Source organism: Amycolatopsis sp. NPDC114505, assembly GCF_055633615.1.
The window spans coordinates 2,558,074-2,579,864 of sequence record NZ_JBVKDV010000001.1 but is presented as its reverse complement, the minus strand read 5'-3'; the positions used below and the strand labels follow the sequence as shown (position 1 = coordinate 2,579,864).

At 71.2% G+C, this 21,791-nt stretch carries 19 protein-coding genes; 10 read left to right on the top strand and 9 right to left on the bottom strand.

Features of this window, described 5'->3' with window-relative positions; translation table 11 throughout:
- Positions 1-51 precede the first annotated feature (51 nt).
- The 3 genes from ACZ7OU_RS12870 to ACZ7OU_RS12860 all read left to right on the top strand — a co-directional run bounded on the left by ACZ7OU_RS12870 (position 52) and on the right by ACZ7OU_RS12860 (position 2,057).
- Complete coding sequence (locus ACZ7OU_RS12870; protein WP_470255157.1) at positions 52-495, top strand: DUF4307 domain-containing protein; 444 nt, start codon at positions 52-54, stop codon at positions 493-495.
- Between the two features lie 195 nt (positions 496-690).
- Positions 691-1,194, top strand: a complete 504-nt coding sequence (greA, locus tag ACZ7OU_RS12865) for a transcription elongation factor GreA (RefSeq protein ID WP_470241763.1) — start codon at positions 691-693, stop codon at positions 1,192-1,194.
- A 50-nt stretch (positions 1,195-1,244) separates the two neighbouring features.
- Positions 1,245-2,057 (top strand): MBL fold metallo-hydrolase, encoded by an 813-nt coding sequence (locus ACZ7OU_RS12860; RefSeq protein ID WP_470255156.1) that lies wholly within the window; start codon positions 1,245-1,247, stop codon positions 2,055-2,057.
- Between the two features lies 1 nt (position 2,058).
- Here the strand turns inward: ACZ7OU_RS12860 and ACZ7OU_RS12855 are convergent, their stop codons facing one another.
- Positions 2,059-2,535 (bottom strand): Lrp/AsnC family transcriptional regulator, encoded by a 477-nt coding sequence (locus tag ACZ7OU_RS12855; protein WP_470241765.1) that lies wholly within the window; start codon positions 2,533-2,535, stop codon positions 2,059-2,061.
- 120 nt (positions 2,536-2,655) lie between these two features.
- Between ACZ7OU_RS12855 and hppD the strand changes: the two genes are divergently transcribed.
- The 6 genes from hppD to ACZ7OU_RS12825 all read left to right on the top strand — a co-directional run bounded on the left by hppD (position 2,656) and on the right by ACZ7OU_RS12825 (position 10,548).
- Positions 2,656-3,855, top strand: a complete 1,200-nt coding sequence (hppD, locus tag ACZ7OU_RS12850; RefSeq protein WP_470241766.1) for a 4-hydroxyphenylpyruvate dioxygenase — start codon at positions 2,656-2,658, stop codon at positions 3,853-3,855.
- Positions 3,856-3,977: 122 nt separating this feature from the next.
- Positions 3,978-4,535, top strand: coding sequence for a YbaB/EbfC family nucleoid-associated protein (locus ACZ7OU_RS12845; RefSeq protein ID WP_470255155.1), 558 nt, complete (start codon positions 3,978-3,980; stop codon positions 4,533-4,535).
- An 11-nt stretch (positions 4,536-4,546) separates the two neighbouring features.
- Positions 4,547-4,855: a type VII secretion target gene (locus ACZ7OU_RS12840; RefSeq protein WP_470241768.1), complete on the top strand. Its 309-nt coding sequence runs from the start codon at positions 4,547-4,549 to the stop codon at positions 4,853-4,855.
- The gene (locus ACZ7OU_RS12835) at positions 4,855-8,850 is read left to right on the top strand and encodes a WXG100 family type VII secretion target (protein WP_470255154.1); all 3,996 of its coding nucleotides are present in this window, start codon (positions 4,855-4,857) and stop codon (positions 8,848-8,850) included. The genes ACZ7OU_RS12840 and ACZ7OU_RS12835 overlap by 1 nt, the downstream gene beginning before the upstream one ends.
- Positions 8,807-9,700: a hypothetical protein gene (locus tag ACZ7OU_RS12830; RefSeq protein ID WP_470255153.1), complete on the top strand. Its 894-nt coding sequence runs from the start codon at positions 8,807-8,809 to the stop codon at positions 9,698-9,700. Before ACZ7OU_RS12835 ends, ACZ7OU_RS12830 begins: the two co-directional genes overlap by 44 nt.
- A gap of 2 nt (positions 9,701-9,702) precedes the next feature.
- Entirely contained in the window at positions 9,703-10,548 is an 846-nt protein-coding gene (locus ACZ7OU_RS12825) for a ferredoxin (protein WP_470255152.1), read from the top strand.
- Here ACZ7OU_RS12825 and ilvA read toward each other — a convergent pair.
- Complete coding sequence (gene ilvA / locus ACZ7OU_RS12820; RefSeq protein WP_470255151.1) at positions 10,533-11,735, bottom strand: threonine ammonia-lyase; 1,203 nt, start codon at positions 11,733-11,735, stop codon at positions 10,533-10,535. The genes ACZ7OU_RS12825 and ilvA overlap by 16 nt on opposite strands.
- 95 nt (positions 11,736-11,830) lie before the next feature.
- Here ilvA and ACZ7OU_RS12815 point away from each other — a divergent pair, with 95 nt between their 5' ends.
- Positions 11,831-12,103 (top strand): hypothetical protein, encoded by a 273-nt coding sequence (locus ACZ7OU_RS12815; protein ID WP_470241773.1) that lies wholly within the window; start codon positions 11,831-11,833, stop codon positions 12,101-12,103.
- A gap of 54 nt (positions 12,104-12,157) precedes the next feature.
- Here the strand turns inward: ACZ7OU_RS12815 and ACZ7OU_RS12810 are convergent, their stop codons facing one another.
- From ACZ7OU_RS12810 to ACZ7OU_RS12780, 7 genes are all read right to left on the bottom strand, one after another.
- Positions 12,158-13,315, bottom strand: a complete 1,158-nt coding sequence (locus ACZ7OU_RS12810; protein WP_284749075.1) for a cystathionine gamma-synthase — start codon at positions 13,313-13,315, stop codon at positions 12,158-12,160.
- Positions 13,316-13,349: 34 nt separating this feature from the next.
- The gene (locus ACZ7OU_RS12805; RefSeq protein WP_470255150.1) at positions 13,350-13,793 is read right to left on the bottom strand and encodes a hypothetical protein; all 444 of its coding nucleotides are present in this window, start codon (positions 13,791-13,793) and stop codon (positions 13,350-13,352) included.
- Positions 13,794-13,836: 43 nt separating this feature from the next.
- Complete coding sequence (locus tag ACZ7OU_RS12800; protein WP_470255149.1) at positions 13,837-14,247, bottom strand: hypothetical protein; 411 nt, start codon at positions 14,245-14,247, stop codon at positions 13,837-13,839.
- Between the two features lie 387 nt (positions 14,248-14,634).
- Positions 14,635-16,164 (bottom strand): hypothetical protein, encoded by a 1,530-nt coding sequence (locus tag ACZ7OU_RS12795; protein WP_470241777.1) that lies wholly within the window; start codon positions 16,162-16,164, stop codon positions 14,635-14,637.
- A 129-nt stretch (positions 16,165-16,293) separates the two neighbouring features.
- A complete protein-coding gene (locus ACZ7OU_RS12790; RefSeq protein WP_470241778.1) occupies positions 16,294-17,664 on the bottom strand; it encodes a cystathionine beta-synthase in 1,371 nt (456 codons plus the stop codon).
- Between the two features lie 345 nt (positions 17,665-18,009).
- Positions 18,010-18,954, bottom strand: a complete 945-nt coding sequence (locus ACZ7OU_RS12785) for a pentapeptide repeat-containing protein (RefSeq protein WP_470255148.1) — start codon at positions 18,952-18,954, stop codon at positions 18,010-18,012.
- A 45-nt stretch (positions 18,955-18,999) separates the two neighbouring features.
- Positions 19,000-21,624 (bottom strand): hypothetical protein, encoded by a 2,625-nt coding sequence (locus tag ACZ7OU_RS12780; protein WP_470255147.1) that lies wholly within the window; start codon positions 21,622-21,624, stop codon positions 19,000-19,002.
- Positions 21,625-21,791: the final 167 nt, after the last annotated feature.

The window sequence follows — 21,791 nt, the reverse complement described above, 5'->3', positions numbered from 1 at the left end:
GCCCCACCATTGTCCCCGTGGGTACGACAAGAACGAGCAGGAGGCCCCGCGTTGGCAGGCGGACCGGCGGAAACGGCAGCGCCCGTGCTGCCCGAAGGCCGCTACGGCACCGCGCGCGCGAAGGCCCCCCGCCGCTGGCGGCGCTGGCTGTTCCTCGCCATCGCCCTGCTGGTCAGCGGCGTGATCGCGTGGGTCGCGTACGTCAACCTCGGTGCCGCGCCGATCGACGCCGAGCGCGTCGCGTTCAGCGGCGAACCGGGCAACGCGATGCAGATCACCATCAACGTGACGCGGGACGACAACAACCGGGCGGGCGTCTGCATCGTCCGCGTCCGCGACAAGACCGGCGCCGAGAGCGGCCGCAAAGAGCTCCTGATCCCCGCCGGCGCGAAGTACAGCAGGATGACCACGACGATCAAGAGCATCGGGGAACCGGTGACGGCCGACGTGTACGGCTGCTCGTACGACATACCAGACTACCTGTCAACCCCATAGCGGCCAACGGGGTGAACCGCGCGCCCAACGCCCACGGCGCGCGGAAATAACGGGCGTTGACCAGTCGCGCCGTGATAGTCTGACCCCTCAGCACGGCCCGCGACGGGCCGTGTTTTTCCTTTATCTCAGCCACGCGGGCACCTACGCCCACGTGGGCCGGCTTGAACACGCAAGCCTGGCAGGCCCGACGAGGAGATGGTGACCGTGAGCGACACCAAGGTGACCTGGCTGACCCAGGATGCCTACGACCGGCTCAAGCACGAGCTCGACGAAATGATCGAGAATCGTCCGGTCATCGCCGCGCGCATCAACGACAGCCGCGAAGAGGGCGACCTCAAGGAGAACGGCGGCTACCACGCCGCCCGTGAAGAACAGGGCCAGGCCGAGGCGCGCATCCGGCACCTGCAGGAGCTGCTGCGCTCGGCCAAGGTCGGCGAAGCGCCCGCGAACGACGGCACCGCCGGCCCCGGCAAGGTCCTCACTGTCCGGTACGAGGGCGACGACGAGGACGAGAAGTTCCTGCTCGCGACCCGCGAAGAGGGTGCCGAGGGCGACCTCGACGTGTACTCCCCGGAGTCGCCGCTGGGCAAGGCCCTGCTCGGCGCGAAGGAGGGCGAGTCGCGCGAGTACGAGCTGCCCAACGGCAAGCTCCAGAAGGTCACCCTGGTCAAGGCGGTTCCGTACACCGAGGCCAAGTAGGTCGCGGCTAGCGTGTCCTCCCAGGATCCACACACTGGGAGGACACCGTCGTGAGCACCGAACCCATCTGCCAGGCCTGCGGCATGCAGTACGCCGTGGCCCGTGACGACTGCCCGGTCTGCGAGGACGAACGCCAGTACGTCCCGGCGGCCGGGCAGCAGTGGACGAACCTCGCGACCCTGCGCGCGAGCGGCACATACACGCCGCGCGTCGAAGAGCAGGGCCGCGGCATCATCGGCGTCGGCTCGAACCCCGGCTTCGCGATCGGCGAACGCGCACTGCTGGTGCGGGCGCGCTCCGGCAACTTCCTCTGGGACTGCGCCGCGTACCTCGACGACGCGCTCGTCCAGCAGGTCCGGGACCTGGGCGGGATCACCGGCATCGCGATCAGCCACCCGCACTACTACACGACGATGGTCGAGTGGGCGCACGCGTTCGACGTGCCGATCTACCTGCACGAGGGCGACCAGCAGTGGATCGGCCGGCCCGACCCGGCGGTGAAGCTGTGGTCCGGCACGACCCTGGACGTCGCCGACGACCTGCGCCTGATCAACCTGGGCGTGCACTTCACCGGCGGCACGGTCCTGCACTGGCCGGACGGCGAAGACGGCCAAGGCGCCCTGCTCTCCGGCGACATCGTGCAGGTGATCCCGGACCGCACGCACGTCGGCTTCATGTACAGCTACCCGAACCTGGTCCCCGAGCGCCCGCACATCGTGCGCCGCGCGGCCGAGCTGCTGGCCGGGTACCGGTTCGAGGCCATCTACGGAGCCTGGTGGGACGCGATCGTGCGCACCGACGGCTTCGAGGTGGTGCAGCGGTCGGCCCGGCGGTACCTGGCCCAGGTCGTCGACCAAGCCTGAGTCACTCCTCCCGCGCGGTCCGCTCCAGCAGGGGGCGGACCCGCGGCGGCACCGGCGTCGACAAAGCGATCGACGTCGACGTCCGCTGCACGTCCGGGACCCCCACCACCTCGTCGATCACCCGTTGCAGGTCGTCGTTCCCCCGCGCCACCATGCGCACGAACAGGTCGCCCTGGCCGGTCGTCGCGTGGACCTCGCACACCTCGTCGATCGCCGAAAGCGCCTTCGCCACCTCCGCGCGGCGGCCCTGGGCGATCTCCAGCACCGCGAACGCCGTCAGGCCGTAGCCCATCGCCGCCAGGTCGAGCTCCGGCGGGAAGCCGCCGAGGATGCCGCGTTCGGTGAGCCGGTCCAGCCGCGCCTGGACCGTCCCGCGCGCGACCCCGAGCCGGCGCGCGCTCTCCAGCACGCCCAGGCGCGGGGAGTCGGTGAGCAACAGCAGCAGCCGCGCGTCCAGCGCGTCCAGGTTTTCCGACATGGCCCGCTCCCTGCACAAGTTGTCCACGATGACAGCAGATGTCCGTCAACTACCAAGCATAATGTCCAGAGAAAACTGAGACCATTGCACATCTTGCCGCACAGGCTGATCCTTCGAGGTATGACCCAGACTGCCGAACCTCAGGGCGCGCTCGACGACGTCAGCTATGACCAGCTGCGTCAGCTCGTCGGGCTCGTCGACCACGACGCCTCGACCGACCCGTTCCCGGTCAAGGCCATGGACGCGGTGGTGTTCATCGCCGGCAACGCCACCCAGACCGCCTGGTACTACCAGATCGCGTTCGGAATGCAGCTCGTCGCTTACTCGGGCCCCGAGACCGGCGACTTCGAGCGCAAGTCCTACGTCCTCAAGTCCGGCTCGGCCCGGTTCGTCATCACCGGCGGCGTGCGGCCGGACTCGGCGCTGCTCGACCACCACCGCAAGCACGGCGACGGCGTCATCGACCTGGCGCTGGAGACCACCGACGTCGACAAGTGCGTCGAGCACGCCCGCGCGCAGGGCGCGACCATCCTCGAAGAGCCGCACGACGTCTCCGACGAGCACGGCACCGTGCGCGTCGCCGCGATCGCGACCTACGGCGAAACCCGCCACTCGCTGGTCGACCGGTCGCGCTACACCGGTGTCTACCTGCCCGGCTACGAGCCGCGCGAGAGCACGATCAAGCGGCCCGAAGGCGCGCCGAAGCGGCTGTTCCAGGCCGTCGACCACTGCGTCGGCAACGTCGAGCTCGGCAAGATGGACTACTGGGTCGACTGGTACCACCGCGTCATGGGCTTCGTGAACATGGCGGAGTTCGTCGGCGACGACATCGCGACCGAGTACTCGGCGCTGATGAGCAAGGTCGTCTCGAACGGCAACCACCGGGTGAAGTTCCCGCTGAACGAGCCCGCCGTCGCGAAGAAGAAGTCGCAGATCGACGAGTACCTCGAGTTCTACGGCGGCGCCGGCTGCCAGCACATCGCGCTGGCCACCAACGACATCATCGCCACGGTCACCGCGATGCGCGCCGCCGGCGTCGAGTTCCTCGACACCCCGGACTCCTACTACGACGACCCCGAGCTGCGCGCCCGGATCGGCAACGTCCGCGTGTCGATCGAGACGCTCAAGGAGCACAGCATCCTGGTCGACCGCGACGAGGACGGCTACCTGCTGCAGATCTTCACGAAGCCGATCGGCGACCGTCCGACCGTCTTCTACGAGCTGATCGAGCGGCACGGCTCGCTGGGCTTCGGCAAGGGCAACTTCAAGGCGCTGTTCGAAGCCATCGAGCGCGAACAGGAGCGTCGCGGCAACCTCTGACACAACTCGGCGAAGGCCACCATCGGGAACCGTCAGGTCCCCTATGGTGGCCTTTGACGCGTTCCGGGAACCGATGGCGATCCGGGACCGTCAGTGTGGAGAAGCAGAGAGAAGGGGCCGGGATGCCGGACAGCATCGACGCCAGCGACGCGATGATCGACAACTGGACCAAGCGGCTCGAAGAGAACGCCGCCCGGTACCAGGCGCTGGCCGATCGCATGCAGGGCCAGTCGGTCACCGAGCGGTCGAAGGACGGCACCGTCACGGTGACCGTCGATTCGCGCGGGCTGCTGAAGAACCTCGTCATCGCGGAGACGGCGGCCGGCAAGCGGATGGCCGAGGTGTCGGCACAGGTGATGCAGCTGGTGCAGCGCGCGCAGGCCCGGATCCCGGAGCTGCTGCAGCAGGCCATGACCGAGACCACCGGCACCGGCGACCAGGCCGCGGTGGAGATCGTCCGCGAGGCGCAGAGCACCTTCCCGCAACCGCCGCCGGAGCCCGAGCCGGCGTTCCCGGAGCCCGACCGCGTCCGCCGGTTCCTGCCGGAGGACAACGAAGAGCAGCCGCCGCGCATCCCACCTCCGCCGCCCGCGCCGCCTGCTCCGCCGCAGCCGCCGCGGCGCCGGCGTCCGGCCGACAACGACGATGACGACGACTTCGGCGGTCCGATTCTTTCCTGAGGGGGAAACCGATGACGGATGTGGAACTCAGCACCGACCTGACGGCGCACGCCCACCAGCTCGACGCCATCGGTGACGGGCTGCAGCAGGCCGTCGACGCGGCGAACCAGGTCAGCATGCCGACCGACGCGTACGGCATCCTCTGCCAGCCGTTCCGGATGATGCTGGACCCGGTGGAGCAGTACGGGATCGACGCGCTGAAGGACGCCGTGCAGGCGATGACCGCGGTCTCCGGCAAGGTCCGCGAAGCCGCGGCGGCGTACCACAAGTACGAGGCCGGCGTGGCCGACGACCTGAACAAGTCCACGGGCGGTGCGTGATGCCCGAAGGCAACCCGCTCGTCGTCGACGCCAAGGCGGACCCGGACGGGCCGGGCGCGTTCACCGCGGGCAACGGCGACTACGGCTGGGCCGGCGGCATCGGCCTCGCCGAGTCGTCGATGGACGCGTTCAACGGGATCAAGGACGGCGACTGGGTTTCCGGCGGACTGGGCGCGCTCAGCCTGGCCGGCGAGATCGCGGGCGCGGCGATCGACCCGTTCGGCTACCTGATGTCGTCGGTGGCGTCGTTCCTGATGGAGCACATCCAGCCGCTGAAGGACATGCTCGATTCGCTCGCGGGCAACCCACCGGTGATCCAGTCCTATGCGGACACTTGGGGCAACGTCTCGAAGGCCTTGGGCGAGCGCAAGACCGACTTCGACAACGCGGTCAAGAACGGAACCACCGGCTGGACCGGCGACGGCGCGGACGCGTACCGCAAGTTCGCCGCGGAGCACAGCGACGCCCTCTCCGGCGCGGCAACGGTGGCCGGCGCGATCAGCACGGTCACGATGATCATGGGCCAGGTCGTCTCGTTCGTGCGCGAGACGGTGCGGCAGCTGATCGCGGACCTGGTCGGCAAGCTGATCGCGTGGGTGATGGAGGAAGTCTTCTCACTGGGCTTCGGCACCCCGGTCGTCGTCGCGCAGGCGTCGGCCGCGATCGCCAAGTGGGGCAAGAAGATCGGTGAGCTGCTGAAGAAGCTCACCGACACGATCCGCAAGGTGTCGCCGCTGCTGTCGAAGCTGGTGGACATCTTCGAGAAGATCGCGAAGGTCTTCGGCAAGGTGCTCGGCAAGGTCAGCGGGCTCGACGGGCTGAAGGTCAAGGAAGGCGGCTTCGTCCACAAGATCCCCAAGGGGGAGGGCGGAGTCCACACCCGCGCCCACGGTGGCGACGGCGAGGGTTCGTCGACGGATTCCGGCGATCCTGCTCACACGGACGGGGATTCGCCGAGTTCCGACCCGATGAACACCGACTCGTCGCCGGACTCGGCCTCCCGCCGGAGTTCGAGTGGAGACGGTTCCCGTTCACCCGACGGAGACGGTTCACCCTCGGCGCACAGTGGTGACGGTTCGCCGGATGGCAGCCCATCGGCGGTGCGTTCGGACGGCTCGCCTTCCCACACCGGGGACTCGAGCCCGTCGCCGACCCGCGGCAGCGACAGCACGCCTTCCCGCGCGGGCGACAGCAGCCCTTCTCCCACGCGCGGCAGCGACAGCACTCCCTCGCACGCGGGCGACAACACGCCTTCCCGCGCCGGGGACAGCAGCCCTTCACCGACTCGTGGCAGCGACAGCACCCCCTCCCGCGCCGGGGACAGCAGTCCCTCACCGACCCGTGGCAGCGACAGCACTCCCTCTCACGCGAGCGATAGCAGTCCTTCACCGACTCGCGGCGGCGACAGCACGCCCTCCCACGCGAGCGACAGCAGCCCCTCACCGACTCGCGGCGGCGACAGCACGCCCTCACACGCCGGGGACAGCAGTCCGTCGCCCACCCGCGCAGGCGACAACACGCCCTCGCACGCCAGTGACAGCAGTCCGTCCCCGGCCCGTGGCGGGGACAGCAGCCCCTCGCCCACTCGCGGTGGCGACAACGGTCCCGTTCCCACGCACTCCGGCTCCTCGCCCGCCGCGCGATCCGATGCACCCGGTTCGCACGCAGGCACCGAGACCCCGAGCAGCGCCGCACCTCCGCGAGCCGACGGCACCACCTCCGCCAGCGGCACCGCCCCGACCGCTCCGCGGACCGGTGACCCGGGCACCGTCCCGTCGCCGCGAGGCGGGGACGCACCCGGCGTTCCACCGCAGGGTGGCGCTCCGATGGGTGGTGGCGGGATGCCGCCCGGCGGTGCCCCAGGCGGTGGCGGTCTCGGCGGTGGCTCCCCGCGCACCGGCGGCGGCGGCGGTGGTGGCGGCTGGACCGGCACCCCGGGCAGCCCGGGCGCGCACACCCCGCACGTCGACGCACCCGGCTGGCCCCGCGCCGGCGGCGACCTGCCCTCGGGACGCGCGCGCACGCCGGACGCACCCGCCCCGGCGGCCCGCGGCTACGGCCCCGGCACGCACGCCCCCGACACCCGCCCCGGCGGCCACACGCCCGGCACCCGCCCACCAGGCGCGGACGGCGGCACCCCCGGCCACGCCCCTCACGAAAACGCACCGCACGAAAACGCACCCCACGACCACAACCCCGCCGACCCGGACGGCGGCCCCCCGCACCACGACGACCCGCTGACCCCGGACGAGGTCAACGCCCGGCACTCGGAAAGCACCCCCTCGGGCAGCTCGTACCACGCCGGCGATCCCGACATGGGCGATCTGCCGCACCGCGTGCAGCCCGACCCGGACGGCCGCTACACCGTCGACGTGCACGTCACGCCCGATGGCCACGCCCGGATCGGCGACCGCCTCTACACGCCCGAAGAGTTCGCGGACATCCTGCGCCGCAACGGAGACTACGACGGCCGCCCGGTCCGGCTGATCGGCTGTGACGCCGGCTCCAACGACTTTGCGCACCGGCTTTCGCGGGAGCTCGACACCGAGGTCATGGCTCCGACGAAGCCGGCGTGGACCGACTCGCACGGCCGCGTCTTCTCCTCCGACTACGAAATCGGCCCGGATGGCCGGATGCGTCCGCGGATCCCGCCGGACGGCGAGTGGAACACCCACCACCCGGACGGCTCGACCCACCGCGCCGGCGACGACGGCTTCGCGCCGGACAGCCACCACGGCGACGCGCACGACGTCGACGCCGACAGTGCGCTCGCCCGGGGCAAGGAACACCCGGACATGCACGACGTCGAGGACGGCTGGCAGGAACCGGAGTTCAAGCGGCACGAAGACGTGACAGTCGGGCGGCACGAACGGTTCTACGACCCGGCGAACCCGCGGCACCTCGAACCGAACACGCGCTACGAGGTCACCGACCCGGACGGCCGCTTCACCCGCGTCTACACGAACGGCGACCAGCCGCCGCGGATCACGCACGTCGACGCCGACGTCCCGAACACGCGCGTCGGCAGCGATGTGGACCCGAGGCTCCAGACCGGCAACCCGGACGCCTCCCACCTGCTCGGCGACGTCGACTACCGGGTCAACACCGGCGAGGGGCAGTTCGAGTTCCACACGGACGCGGACGGACGTCCCGAGCTGGACATCGACCGCTTCGACCCGCCGACCGACCCGGTGCCGACCGAACGCCGGATCACCGGCTACGACCCGAGCCACAGCGGCGACGGCCCGTTCGGTGCCACTCCCCCGGAGGACCTCAAGCCGAACAGCCGGTACGAGATCTACTCGAGGGCGCCCGACGGCACCGACCAGTGGCACGGCACCTTCTACACCAACGGGGAGAACCCGCCGGAGTTCTCGCACATCAAGACGTGGCACGACAACGAACGCGGCATGATCAACCCGGAGACGGGTGACAAGAACACGATGCACGACCAGCACGCCGGGCGGCCCGACGGCATGCCGGTGCGCGGCGCCAAGTACGAGATCGGCGCCGACAACATGCACTACCACGTCGACGCGCACGGCAACGCCGCCGTTTCCTGGGAGCCGGACTACTCCAGCCCGGCCACCAAGCGGGTCGGCCTCGGCCCGCAGGAACGCACCGGCCACGTCGGGCTGGAAGACCACCCGGGCAGCACCGTCAACCGCGGCGGGCACACCGCCGACCACCGGTCGGGCGGCCTGCAGGGCCGGATGGGCATGGTTCCGCAGGACTACAACCAGAACCACCTCGTGGGCGACGAACACAACTGGGCGCAGATGGAGACGGACCGCCGGACGTTCGAACGCAACGGCGGTGACCACGGCACGACGCGCGTCTACGCCGACGAGCCGTCGACGCCGAACACCGAGAGCCCCGATCGCCTGCACGTGATGTCCGAGAGAATCCACCCCGACGGCACCCGCACCTACAACTACAGGAGTTTCCGCAATGTCCCGCTCCCAGCCCCCGTGGTACCCCCCACCCGGACCTGATCTCCGGGAGGCGGACGAGGACCAGATCGTCCGCTGGATCGGCGGCTGGCTGATGGACGCCGCTCCCGAAGGCTGGCGGCGGATCGACATGACGGCCCGCGTCGCTTCGACGGTCGAGGAGATCTCGCTCGCGGTCGTCATGCCCGACGGCGACGCGGCGCGGATGGAACCGCCGCCCGCCATCAGCCCGCTGCTGTCCGAGCTGCGGCAGAAGAAGTACATGCGCGGCCGCGGTACCTGGCTGTCGATGCGGCTGGTCATCGAGCCGTCCGGGGACTACCGCGTGACCTACAACTTCGACTCGGACCCGCGGTGGGACCCGCCGGTCGACCCCGCGGTCTTCGACCACGACTTCGAGACGTTCCCCCGCGACGACGAGTGGATCCCGGCCTGGTACCGGGAAGGGATCAAGGGGGAAACCGGCGGGACGCGGACCCCGGACGAGCCGAACGCCCTGCTGAAGAGCGTCGCGGACGAGCTGAAGTTCGCCCTTCCCGCGGGCTGGGACTACGTCCAGCTGCAGTTCCGCGCGGTCGGCGACTACGAGGAGTCCGGCGCGGTCGTCCACTCGGTCACCGGGACGGTCTACCCGTGGACGCCGCCGGAGCACGTGCTCGAGCTGCTTCGGCGCCACCGCGCGGCTTCGGCGTCCGAAGACCGGGGCACGTGGGTGAGCCTGAAGTACGAAATGAAGTTCCCGGAGTCGGTCAAAGCGCAGTTCAACACGACCGAAGACCCGGGCTTCCAGACGCGGCCGCCGGCCGAGGCGTACGCCGAAGAGCTGCGGCGCTATCCGCGTTCCGAGCGGCGCACGCCCGACTGGCTGCGCCAAGGCGCCGAAGGGGCCTGACCATGACGCAGCCACCGGGGCCGTTGCGGCCGGAGCAGCGCCACGAGCTCGTCCGGCAGATCGGCGCGGCGCTCACGGCAGCCGTCCCGCCGGGCTGGCGGCAGCTGCGCGTCGAGTACCGCGCCGCCGGCCGGCACGTCGAGACCGACCTGCTGGTGACCGGCCCGGACGGGCTTCCCCGGCCGGCGCAGCCGCACCCGGAGACGGTGCGGCTGCTCGGCGCGCTGCGGTCGGGCATGTACCAGCCCGGCCTCGGCACCTGGCTGGGCGCGATCCTGGTGTTCGAGCCCGGGCAGCCACCCGACGTCGACTTCGTGCGGCCGGACCTCGAGCCGCCGTTCCGGCAGCAGCCGCCGCCGATCGGGTTCCAGGACGAGCTGCGGTTCTTCCCGCGGGCCGACGAGCACATCCCGGGCTGGCTGCGTGAGCGTGCCGGGCTGACCCCGCCGGCCGCCGACGGCGAGGTCCGCACGCCGCGGATCTACGACGGCGTCGACGCGTCCGGCAAGCCGCTCGTCCGCCGTCAGCCGCTGATCCCGGCCGAGGCCGAGCGGGTGCTGGCGTACCTCGACGCGGCGCCCGTCATCCTCGCTTCGCGCAGCAACGGCCCGGACGCGTTCGCGCCGGACCGGGCGGACGCGGTGCCGATGAACTTCCGCACCGACGGCGCGTGGGCCTGGCCCGGCGCGGTGGCGTACTACCTGCGAGAGCACGGGGTGCCGCCGGACCCGGACCTGGTCGCCCACATCCGGGCCCGCCGCTTCACCGCGCCGGCGGACGTCCCCGAGCCGGCGAAGGACCTGGCCCTGGCGGCGATCACCGGAGAGCAGCCTCAGACGACCGTGTAGCCCGCGTTCGTCAACGCGACCTCAAGGTCCTTGCAGTGCTCGGGGCCGCGGGTTTCGAGCGCCAGGACGACGTCGGCCTCACCGAGGTCGAGGCTGCCGGAGATCCGGGAGTGCTCGACGTCGAGCACGTTCGCGCCCAGCTCGCTCACGCAGGACAGCACGCCCACCAGCGAACCCGGGCGGTCCGGGACCCGCAGGTGCAGGCGCAGGTAGCGGCCGCCCGCCGTCATGCCGTGCTGGATGATCTGCAGGAGCAGCACCGGGTCGACGTTGCCGCCCGAGAGGATCGCGACCACCGGGGGCTCGAAGACGCCGGGGTGCTGCAACAGCGCCGCGACCGGCGCCGCACCGGCCGGTTCGACGACCAGCTTGCGGCGTTCCAGGCAGAGCAGCACCGCGCGGGAGAGGGACTGCTCCGAGACCGTCACGACGTCGTCCACCAGCGACGCGACGTGCGCGAAGCTGACCGGGCCCGGCTCGCCGACCGCGATCCCGTCGGCCATCGTCGAGGTCGAGCCCAGCCGCACCGGCGAACCCTTGGCCAGCGACGGCGGGTACGCCGCCGCGTCCTCGGCCTGCACGCCGACGACGCGGACGTCCGGGCGCACCGCCTTCACCGCCGACGCGACCCCGCCGACCAGCCCGCCGCCGCCGGTGGCGACCAGGATCGTCTTCACCCCGGGCACCTGCTCGAGGATCTCGAGGCCGACGGTGCCCTGACCGGCGATGACGTCCGGGTGGTCGAACGGGTGGATGAACACCGCCCCGGTCCGCTCGCCGAACTCGATCGCCGCGGCGAGGGTCTCCTCCAACAGCGCGCCGTGCAGGTGGACGTCGGCGCCGTACCCGCGGGTGGCGGCCAGCTTCGGCAGCGGCGCCCGCAGCGGCATGAAGACGGTGGACTTGGCACCGAGCAGCGACGACGCGAGCGCGACGCCCTGCGCGTGGTTGCCGGCGCTGGCCGCGACGACCCCGCGTTCACGTTCGGCCGCGCTGAGGCCGTGGATGCGGGTGTAGGCGCCGCGGATCTTGAACGAGCCCGTGCGCTGCAGGTTTTCGCACTTCAGGTGCACCGGACCGCCGTGGAGCTTGCGCAGGTCACGCGCGTGCTCCATCGGCGTCACCCGGGTGACTCCGCGTAGGAGTTCCCGGGCGGCCTGGATCCGCTCGATGGTCACGAGTTCCATGGCCGGAGGTTATGCCACTCAGGAACTCCACAGGTTGACCGGACCGGGAGCCGGGTACCCTTGGCGTGTCAATACGCGGTAAACAGGGAGCAACCATGGCACGGGGGAACGACGCGGACGCCGCTCGACGGAGTCGCGCCACCCGGTCCGCCGGGCTGGTCCCGCTGGTCATCGGGCTGGCCTCGGCCGCGGCGCTGACCGGAGCCGCGTACTTCACGGTGGACAACGCCTCGTGCGGCTCCCCGGCCCAGTACATCCGCCACGACAGCCACGTCGAGCTGGTCGGCGGCTGCGTCGACGGCGCGACCCTGCCCGCGACGGGCACCCCGAAGTCGGGTGGCGTCGTGCACGGCAACTACAACCCCTGAGCAACGCGAAAACGGCGCCGGAGCAGCTCCGGCGCCGTTTTGCTGTGTCCAGGGTCAGCCCAGCGCGGTCAGCAGGTCCGCGACCAGGTCACGGCCGTCTTCGATGCCGACCGACAGGCGCAGCAGGTCGGCCGGGACCTGCAGCGTCGAGCCTGCCGTGCTCGCGTGGGTCATCTTGCCCGGGTGCTCGATCAGCGACTCGATGCCGCCCAGCGACTCGGCCAGGATGAACAGCTTCGTGCGGGACGCCACCTCCAGCGCCGCCTGCTCGCCGTCCGCGTGGCTGAACGACACCATCCCGCCGAAGCGGCGCATCTGCTTCGCCGCCGTCTCGTGGCCCGGGTGCTCCGGCAGGCCCGGGTAGTAGACCTTCGCGACCTTCGGGTGCTTGACCAGCGCCTGCACGACCAGCTCGGCGTTGTCGCTGTGCCGCTCCATGCGCAGGGCCAGCGTCTTGATGCCGCGCAGCGTCAGCCACGCGTCGAACGGGCCGGGCACCGCGCCCGCGGCGTTGCGCAGGTAGAACAGCTGCTCACGCAGCTCGTCCTCGTTCGTGATCACGGCGCCGCCGACGACGTCGGAGTGGCCGCCGAGGTACTTCGTCGTCGAGTGCAGCACGATGTCCGCGCCCAGCGAGAGCGGGTTCTGCAGGTACGGCGTCGCGAAGGTGTTGTCGACCACCAGGCGGGCACCGGCGTCGTGCGCGACGCCGGCCAGCGCGGCGATGTCGGCGATGCCGAGCATCGGGTTGGTCGGCGACTCGCACCAGATCAGCTTGGTCTCGGGCCGGATGGCGGCGCGCACCTCGTCGAGGTTCGCCAGGTCGGCGACGGTGTGCTCGACGCCCCACAGGCTGAGCACCTTGTCGATCAGGCGGAACGTGCCGCCGTACGCGTCGTTGCCGAGCACCAGGTGGTCACCGGGGCGCAGGGTACTGCGCAGCACCACGTCGGAGGCCGCCATGCCGGAGGCGTAGGCCAGCGCGTGCCGGCCGCCTTCCAGCGAGGCCAGCGCCTCCTCCAGCGCCGAGCGGGTCGGGTTCGCGGTGCGCGAGTACTCGTAGTCGCCCTCGCGGGTCCCGCCCACGCCGTCCTGCGCGTAGGTGGAGGTCTGGTAGATCGGCACGATCACGGCGCCGGTGCGGGGGTCTGGCTTCTGACCGGCGTGGATCGCGCGAGTCTCGAATCCCAGTACGGAGTAGTCGTCCACCATGGGCTAAGCGTACGGCGAGGCCCCGACATTCCCGTCAGGTGGGATGGGTCTCAAAACCGCACCACCGGGCGGCCGGCGCGGACACCGCGAGCAGCAGCGTGACCAGTGCCGGCGGCGCCACCAGTGCCAGGGCGGTCAGCCCGCCCATCGCCAGGTCGCCGGGCCCGCCGATGTCCGCGAACGTCAGCCCGGCCGCGGCGAGGACCGCGGACGTCAGCGTCGCGAGCAGCGCCGCCGAACTCCCGGCGATGCAGCCGATCCGGCCGGCCGGCTGACGGCGCAGCAGCAGGACGCCGCCGGGCAGCAGCGTCGAGGCGAGCACGACGTTCACGGCCGCGTGGACGACCACCCGGCCGGCGTCACCGGGGAACCGGACGAGCGCGACGACGTCCAGGACGAGCCCCGCCAGGTAGAGCAGCCCGCCGAGCAGGGCGAGCGCCGCGGCGGCGAGCGCCGTCCGGCCTTCGGTTCGGGTCACGGCAGCGAGGATAGGGTCGGTCACCGCGGGTGACCGGCGCGGGTCACCAGCTCCGCGACGAGTAGGCCTCCTGGCCCGCCCACATCGGCATCATCGGCGCGCGGTAGCGCAGGTAGCGGAAGGTCGGCGGCAGGAACGCCAGGATCAGGACCAGCACCGCGAGACCGGCCAGGCCGACCCGGTCGACCATCGCGAAGCCGCCGTGGGTGAACATCGCGTCCGCGAACCGGCCCAGCGGGACGCCCACCGACAGCGGTTCCGTCAGCAGCGCCCCGACGGCCAGCAACGCACCGAGGCCGAGCAGGATCGCCCCCGCCGTCGCCCGGAAGAACGTCGCCAGCGCGCCCAGCAGGAGCACGAGCCCGGCACCGAGGTAGGCGGCCAGGTCCACGAGCACCCAGCCCGGCAGGGCGCCGAGGCTGAATTCGGCGGGCATGTCGAGGAAGATCTTCACCGGCACATATCCCGCGGCGACGGCGGCGGCGAGTCCGAGCAGGCCGGCGAGTATCGCCGTTACTCCGGACGGACGAGTCGATGAATACGAATGCGAATGCGCCACCGGGTATCCGCGTGGACCGGTCACAACTCCCCCATCAGCAGAGCGGGACTACGGCGTTCACCCTAGTCGGCAAAGGGGGAAGTGACTCCGAAAGAGAACGGAATTCGGCCGGACGGCGGAACCCAAGATCATTTTCATGCGGTAGCGGCAGAAATGCTGTCACGCGATCCACACGGTCTTCGATACCACGCAATTGTCCTTTTCGGACAATTGCGTATTCGGCTGTAAATGCAGCGTGCCCCGGAGCCGAATGGGCTCCGGGGCACGCTGCGGTGTACTAGTTCACCACTGCTGCTGTTGCGGCGGCTGACCAGGCTGGCCGAACCCGCCACTGGGCGGACCCTGCTGGCCCGGGGGCTGGCCCCAGCCCTGCGGCGGCTGCCCCGGCTGCTGCGGGTAGCCCTGCGGCGGCTGGCCCGGCTGGCCGTAACCGCCCGGCTGCTGCTGACCCGGCTGCGGGAAACCGCCACTCGACGGCTGCGGGAACCCGCCGCTGGACGGGTTGGGCCCGCCCGGCTGGCCGTAGCCCGGAGGCTGACCGAAGCCCTGCGGCGGCTGGCCGTAGCCACCCTGCTGCTGCCCGAACCCGCCCGGCTGACCGGGCTGGCCCGGCTGACCGAAGCCACCCGGCTGCTGCGGGCCGCCGAAGCCACCCTGCGGCGGTCCGCCGAAGCCCTGCGGCCCGCCCGGCGCGGCACCGCCGGCACCGAGGCCGACGAACTGCTGCGTCGCCGGGATGAGCCCGAGGACACCCACGATGAGGATGAGCACGCCGATGATCAGCGGCGGGAGCCCGAGGCCGAACGTGTCCTTCTCGGACGCGGTCGACTGCGCGAGCGTCTCGGCGTTCGGCGTCATCCCGATCTTGAGCAGCAGCGCGAAGACCGTGAGGAGCGCACCACCCGCGGCGATCGCGATCGGGACGAACTTCTTGATCCCGCCGAGCTTGCCCACGAGCGCCAGCCCGACGCCGCCGGCGAGGGAGATCAGCGCGCCCACGAGGATCATGATCACGTAGAACCAGACGAGGCCCGGGCCGATGATGCCGGCCGCGTCGAGCACCTTGTCGATCGCCGCCTGGTCCGGCGCGAGGTCGAAGATCTTCGAGTAGTCGCTCGCGTCGCCCATGTAGCTGAACGAGATGATCAGCGCGATCAGGCCCAGCAGCGCGACGACGCCGCCGGCGATGTAGCCGAACAGGCCGTTGCCGCCACCCGCCGGCGCGCCGAACTGCGGCGGCTGACCACCGAAGCCGGGCTGCTGGGGGCCACCGAACCCGGGACCGCCGAAGCCCTGCGGCGGCTGGCCGGGCTGCCCCGGCTGGCCGAAGCCCGGCTGCTGCCCGAACCCGCCGGGCTGACCCGGCTGCCCCGGCTGGCCGAAGCCGCCCTGCTGGCCGTAGCCGCCCGGCTGCTGGCCGAACGCCGCGGCCGGGTTGTCGGCCGCGCTCGGCGGCGGGGTGTACGGGATCGCCGGCGGCTGGGAGCCCGGCGGAACCAGCTGTGTGGAGTCCGCGACCGGGGCGTCGCCGCCGCCGGCCGGGTTCACCATCTGCGTCGCGTTCGCGTCGACCGGCGGCATCGCCTGGGTCGCGCCCGCCCCGCCGTCACCCGGGTAAGACGGCTGGACGACCTGGGTCGGTTCGGGCGTCTCCCCGAACGGGGAACCGCCCTGTGGCTGGGCGGGCTGCACGACCTGGGTCGGTTCCGGGCTGCCGAACGGGTTGTCCTGCTGCGGCTGGGGGCCACTCGGCGGGCCCTGAGGTGGCTGGCCGCCACCCCACGGCTGGTTCGGTGGCTGCGGTGCACTCATGTGGGTCTTGAACCCCCTTGACGAGAACGCGAAAGTGTTCTATTTGCGCCCTACGCTATCGGATCACCCGGCAGGGCGCTCGTAACGCCCCGGCCGGGTCCGCCGATTAAGATTCTTCTCAGCCGCTGTTCAGCGACCGGCCAGGAAACCGAGGAGGTCGTGCCGGGTGACGACCCCGGCCGGCTTGCCGTCGACCAGCACGAGCGCGCCGTCGGCACCCTCGAGCGCCGTCATCGCGGCGCCCACCTGCTCACCGCCGCCGATCGTCGGCAACGGCGGGGACATGTGCCGGTCGAGCCGGTCGGCCAGCTGGGCCTTGCCGGTGAACAGCGCTTCGAGCAGGTCACGCTCGTTGACCGCGCCGACGACCTCGGCCGCCATCACCGGCGGCTCCGCGCTGACCACGGGCATCTGGCTGACGTCGAACTCGGCCAGGATCGCGATGGCCTCGGCGACCGTCTCGTTCGGGTGCGAGTGCACCAGCGACGGCAGCGAGCCGCTCTTCTTCGTGAGCACGTCGGCGACCGTCGCGCCCGAGGAGTCGGGCGGCAGGAAGCCGTAGGAGGACATCCAGGTGTCGTTGAAAACCTTCGTCAGGTAGCCGCGGCCGCCGTCGGGCAGCAGCACGACCACGACGTCGTCCTCGGTGAGCCGCTCGGCGAGCTTCAGCGCGGCGGCGACGGCCATGCCGCAGGAGCCGCCGACCAGCAGGCCCTCCTCCAGCGCGAGCCGCCGGGTGACCTGGAACGAGTCGGCGTCGGAGACCGGGATGATCTCGTCGGCGATGTTCCGGTCGTAGGTCTCCGGCCAGAAGTCCTCGCCGACGCCCTCGACCAGGTAGGGGCGGCCGCTGCCGCCGGAGTAGACCGAGCCCTCCGGGTCGGCGCCGACCACCTGCACGCGGCCGTCGCTGACCTCCTTGAGGTACCGGCCGGTGCCGGAGATGGTGCCGCCGGTGCCGACGCCCGCGACGAAGTGCGTGATCTTCCCGTCGGTCTGCTTCCACAGCTCGGGGCCGGTGGAGAGGTAGTGGCTCTCCGGGTTCTGCGCGTTGGCGTACTGGTTGGGCTTCCAGGCGCCGTCGATCTCGCGGACCAGGCGGTCGGAGACGTTGTAGTAGGAGTCCGGGTGCTCGGGGGCCACCGCGGTCGGGCACACCACGACGCGGGCGCCGTAGGCCTTGAGGACGTTGCGCTTGTCTTCGCTGACCTTGTCCGGGCAGACGAAGACGCACTGGTAGCCCTTGCGCTGCGCGACCATGGCCAGCCCGACGCCGGTGTTGCCGGACGTCGGTTCCACGATCGTGCCGCCGGGGCGCAGCGCGCCGGAGCGTTCGGCCGCCTCGATCATGCGCAGCGCGATCCGGTCCTTGACCGAGCCACCCGGGTTCAGGTACTCGACCTTGGCCAGCACGAGCGGCTTGAGCCCCTTGGTCAACGAGTTCAGCTTGACCAGGGGGGTGTTGCCCACGAGGTCTGCGATGTGCTCTGCGTACTCCACGACCACCAGCCTAAACGGCCGACCGGTGGCGGTGTCCACGCACCGCGTCGGGGCAGGCCCCGGGCGGTCTCCGGGTGCGCGTCGGTGATGCCGGGTCGCGAGGGCGAGGTCGGACCGTGCGGTGGAGACCGCCGGCAGCCACCAAGCTGCTCGTCTACACCGGTACCGGCCCGAGGGCCGCCACTCGCCGAGCCGTCATCCCGTCCCGGAGGTTCCACCCGGCGCCGATCACGTCGCGGCACCCCGTCCGAAGGGTCGGAGACGCCCAGTGGGCGGCCCGTCTGATAATCATCGCCGGTTCACCTCCCGGGTCAGGAATGGCGACCTTTCCTTGGTCGGACGATCTTATCGGGCGCCCGGTTGCCCCGGATCGTCCTTTCGTGTCAACTGTGACCAACCCGACCGGTCGGCGATCGGGCGTTCTTCCCAGCCCGGCGGCCAGGTCCGACGAAAGCCCTGTTGCGCTTCGGCGCCCGCGAGCCCGGCTTCGGACTTCGTGCCGAAATCGGCCGGACCTGCGAAAACGGCGCCGTTGAAGCCGTCTTGCCGACCACCGAAATCGGTACCGCGGAAATCGACGCGGTCAACGAAGTTCGCTTGATTGAAGTCCGCTTTCGTGCGGAATTCGGAGCCGCGGAAGGAAGTCAGTTCGAGGAACTTCGTTTCGAAGCACACGATCGACCGGATCGAACAGTGCGTGAGGGTCAGGCCGACGAGCGTCGCCCCGGAGAAGTCGAGGTCGACGTCCGGCCAGAAGTCACCGTTCGGCCGTTCCCCGGACCCGGGCCGCAGGTGCAGCATCAGGATCCGCTGCGCGGCCTTGCGGACCTGCAGCTCCTCGGCGTTCTTCGGGAGGTGCTTGTACGGCATCCGCAGGTAGGCGCAGAGGACGTTGACGATGGTCTGCCGGTGCTCGGCGTACCCACCGGCCAGCCGTTCGAGGGAGTAGAGCCCGGCGAGCCGCACCGGCGCCTTGTCACTGCCGAGCTGGTCGGCGGCCTTGCCGTAGATCTCGGTGATCCGCCGCTCGGTGGCATCGTGGTCCTTCTGGGCAAGGTCCAGCTCGGCCGACCGTTGCCGCCGAGCGGCCAGCAGCAGAGCGGCGGCACCCCCGGTCCCGACGACGATGTTGGCGGCGGTCTTGAGGGCATCCAGCCGAGCGGAGTCCTCCGGCCGGCCACCCCCGAGCAGGGTGAGCAGCAGGGTGGCCGCGACAGCGGCGATCACCAGGAGGCCGGCTCCCCACAGCAGGATCGTCCTCGTCCGCAGCACCCGCGCCTCGGTCCCCATCGGGCTGATCCTGCCAGTCCCGGCTCCGGAGATCCCCCGGAACGGTCAGTGCGGCCGGAGACCTTCTCGCGTCGTCCCGTGACGGGCGAGGTAGGCATCCAGGTGAGCGGTCCACCGCCGGCTGACCTTCTCGGGCCGCACGAGCCACTGCGTCGGCGTCTCGGGCAGCGGCAGGCCGACCAAGGCGAAGAAGCACTCCACGGGTATCCAGGAGCGCGTCCGGAAACCGATCTTGCCCACCTTCGCCCGCAGCTCTTCGAGGCGGCCCCGGTCGCCCGCGATCGCGGCGGCGCAGAACTCCGCGATCGCGTAGCGGAACTCGATGGTCCCGCCCGCCGCCGAAGCCCGCTCCAGGTTCTCCAGCCGTTCGAGCGCCACCGAAATCGTCGTCGGGTCCGACTCGTGGTGCAGGACCGTCGCGAGCAGGGCGTTGCGAATCGCCAGGACGTGCCCGACCTGCTCACCCTCGGCCAAGAGGTCCGCGATCTCCCCGCCGTCCACGTCACGGTGGAAGAAGACCCGCCGCGCGAGGTGGTCGCCGCGGTCTTCCAGGGCCTCCCGGCGGCGGCCGGCGGTCTCCAGCTTCTCGATCTTCTCGCCGATCTCGTCGAAGTACCGCTCGGGACGGCCGTGCGCGTACTCGGCGAGGCGGGTCAGGTCCGGGACGTCGTCTCCGGCTTCCCGGGCGTCCTCGAAGCGCCTCGCCAAGCTGAGGGTCAGGGGGCGCTGGCGCCGGTTCACCCTGGTGGGGGCGAGCCGGACCACCTCGTCGAACACGGCGAGCGCCTCGTCCCAGCGGCGCAGCACCTTCAGGGTGTAGCCGAGGTGCCGCCCGGCGGGCAGCCTGAGCGGGTGATCCGAGTCGAAGACGGACCGGAGGAGCAGCAGGCGCTCGTCCAGCGGCACCTCGATGGACTTGCCGGCGATGAAGTCGAGGACGTGCCGTCCGTACTCCGTCCGGCTGGCGCCGGGCACCCGGGACCGCAGCCCCTGGATCGACGGGCTGAACACGATGTCCCGCGACAGCCAGTCCTCGTAGTTCGAGCGTCCGGCCGGCCGCTCGATGTCGGTTTCCTGGTCGCAGACGACGCCGATGGCGATCCCGAGCGCCCACATCAGCCGGTCGTCGTCGCCACGCTTGGCCTCGTCGTGGAGCTCACGCGCCGCCGCCACGGCACGCGCGGCGGCGAGCCGCCAGTCACGGTCGGACCAGCCGCCCGAGACCTGGAAGTCGGTGCGGCGGATGGCTTCGCGGACCGCGTCGTGCATCCGGTACGGGAACCGGTCGCCCTCGTGCCGGTCGATCATCGGGCGGAGGACGGCGCGCTCGGCGCAGCCGTGGTCGACGCCCGCCGCCGCGGCCACGAGGCCCGTGTCGAAGACCCGGAACAAGCAGGCCGCCCTGATGGCGCGCTGCTCGTCGGCCGGGATGTCGTCGAGCACGCGCAGAACCAGGGACCCGAGAGAGCCGGTGACGTCCGACGCCCGCACCTGCCTGCCCTCCCCGGAGTCCTTGACGGAGACGGCCACCTGGCGGGCCACCTCGACGTACTGCGGCAGCCCCCGCGACGCCGTGACCAGCTCTTCGACGACCTCGTCGCTCATCGGCAGGGCGAGCTGGTCACGGCTCAGCCGGATCAGCGCCCGGGTGTCCGAAGGGGACAGGTTGCCGACGAGGTGCTGCCGCGGCTCGCCGGCGGCCCCCGGCACGAGACCGGGCCAGGTCCACGGCCCGCGCTGCGGCAGCTCGATCCTGGTCTCGTCGTGCCAGTCGAGCACGTCCCGGCCGGTGAGGACGAACAGGACGTTCGGCATGCCGTGGATCAGGCTGTTCAGGTGCCGTTCGGCCACCCGCCGGGGATCGAGCTTGAGCCGCTCGGTCGTGTCGACGAACACCACGAGGACCCGGACGGGATCGAGGGTGGCGATCTCCCACGAAAGGGTCGCGGCGATCTCGCACAGGAGGTCGGGCCGGGGGTCCGTGGCGCTGGGCTCGTCCGCGCACCGCAGGAGGAAGTCCTCGAAACCGGAGAAGGCGTCGACGGCGAGCCTCAGGTCACGCCGTCGCCGGAGCACGCCGACCAGCTTCCGGACGCCTCGCACGGCGAGCCCCGCGCCGGCGCCCACGGCCAGGTCGGCCAGGGAGCCGACGTCGCTCAGGACGTCTCTGACGGTCTCGCCGACGACGGCACCGACGTCCTCCCGCCCGGGGAACCGGGGCAGGGCTTCACCGGGGTGCGCGGCCGACCAGTAGGCGGTGAAGGCGAGGTCGAACACGGGCCAGCGCTTCCGGAACTTCCCCACGCCGGCGCGGAGGGCGATGAGGGCACCGGTCAGGTCGAGCTGCCCGGCCGAGCCGTGCAGGTCGATCCGGGCGGTGGCGTCGACCTTCGTCGGCGGCGGTGGGCCCCAGCCGTTGACCAGCGGGAGACCGTGGCTCACCCAGGCGTCGAGCCGCTCGGAGAGGGTCGTCTTGCCTATGCCGCCCAAGCCGTAGTAAGCCAGGACGTTGCGGCGGGCGACCCCGGCCTCGTCGTCACGCTCGATGTGCCGGCGGAACTCCGCCAAGGACGTCTTGAACGCCTTGGACTCGCTCTCGCGGTCGGTGAAGAGCTCACCGGCGTGGGGCACCCTGCGACCGGCGCCGCTGCCGGGCGGCGAAACCCTCATCGCGGACATCCCTCCGGTCGCTTCCCCCGTCATCAGCCGGTCGCGCCGGCACGAGTGGGCGTTACGCGATCCGGCTCGCAGACGTCACACCAGGTTCGGCTTTCTCCTCGGGCCGGTACACGGCACTATGGTGAGCAACCGCTTAGCACGCTTAGCTCGCGATACGA

Bases quoted from the DNA above. Each gene is read 5' to 3' on its own strand.
- greA (WP_470241763.1), top strand. From the start codon at position 691: ATGGTGACCGTGAGCGACACCAAGGTGACCTGGCTGACCCAGGATGCC.
- ACZ7OU_RS12780 (WP_470255147.1), bottom strand. From the start codon at position 21,624: ATGAGGGTTTCGCCGCCCGGCAGCGGCGCCGGTCGCAGGGTGCCCCAC.
- ACZ7OU_RS12795 (WP_470241777.1), bottom strand. From the start codon at position 16,164: ATGAGTGCACCGCAGCCACCGAACCAGCCGTGGGGTGGCGGCCAGCCA.
- ACZ7OU_RS12785 (WP_470255148.1), bottom strand. From the start codon at position 18,954: ATGGGGACCGAGGCGCGGGTGCTGCGGACGAGGACGATCCTGCTGTGG.
- ACZ7OU_RS12810 (WP_284749075.1), bottom strand. From the start codon at position 13,315: ATGGTGGACGACTACTCCGTACTGGGATTCGAGACTCGCGCGATCCAC.
- ACZ7OU_RS12845 (WP_470255155.1), top strand. From the start codon at position 3,978: ATGCCGGACAGCATCGACGCCAGCGACGCGATGATCGACAACTGGACC.
- ACZ7OU_RS12830 (WP_470255153.1), top strand. From the start codon at position 8,807: ATGTCCCGCTCCCAGCCCCCGTGGTACCCCCCACCCGGACCTGATCTC.
- hppD (WP_470241766.1), top strand. From the start codon at position 2,656: ATGACCCAGACTGCCGAACCTCAGGGCGCGCTCGACGACGTCAGCTAT.
- ilvA (WP_470255151.1), bottom strand. From the start codon at position 11,735: ATGGAACTCGTGACCATCGAGCGGATCCAGGCCGCCCGGGAACTCCTA.
- ACZ7OU_RS12835 (WP_470255154.1), top strand. From the start codon at position 4,855: ATGCCCGAAGGCAACCCGCTCGTCGTCGACGCCAAGGCGGACCCGGAC.
- ACZ7OU_RS12855 (WP_470241765.1), bottom strand. From the start codon at position 2,535: ATGTCGGAAAACCTGGACGCGCTGGACGCGCGGCTGCTGCTGTTGCTC.
- ACZ7OU_RS12815 (WP_470241773.1), top strand. From the start codon at position 11,831: ATGGCACGGGGGAACGACGCGGACGCCGCTCGACGGAGTCGCGCCACC.
- ACZ7OU_RS12825 (WP_470255152.1), top strand. From the start codon at position 9,703: ATGACGCAGCCACCGGGGCCGTTGCGGCCGGAGCAGCGCCACGAGCTC.
- ACZ7OU_RS12840 (WP_470241768.1), top strand. From the start codon at position 4,547: ATGACGGATGTGGAACTCAGCACCGACCTGACGGCGCACGCCCACCAG.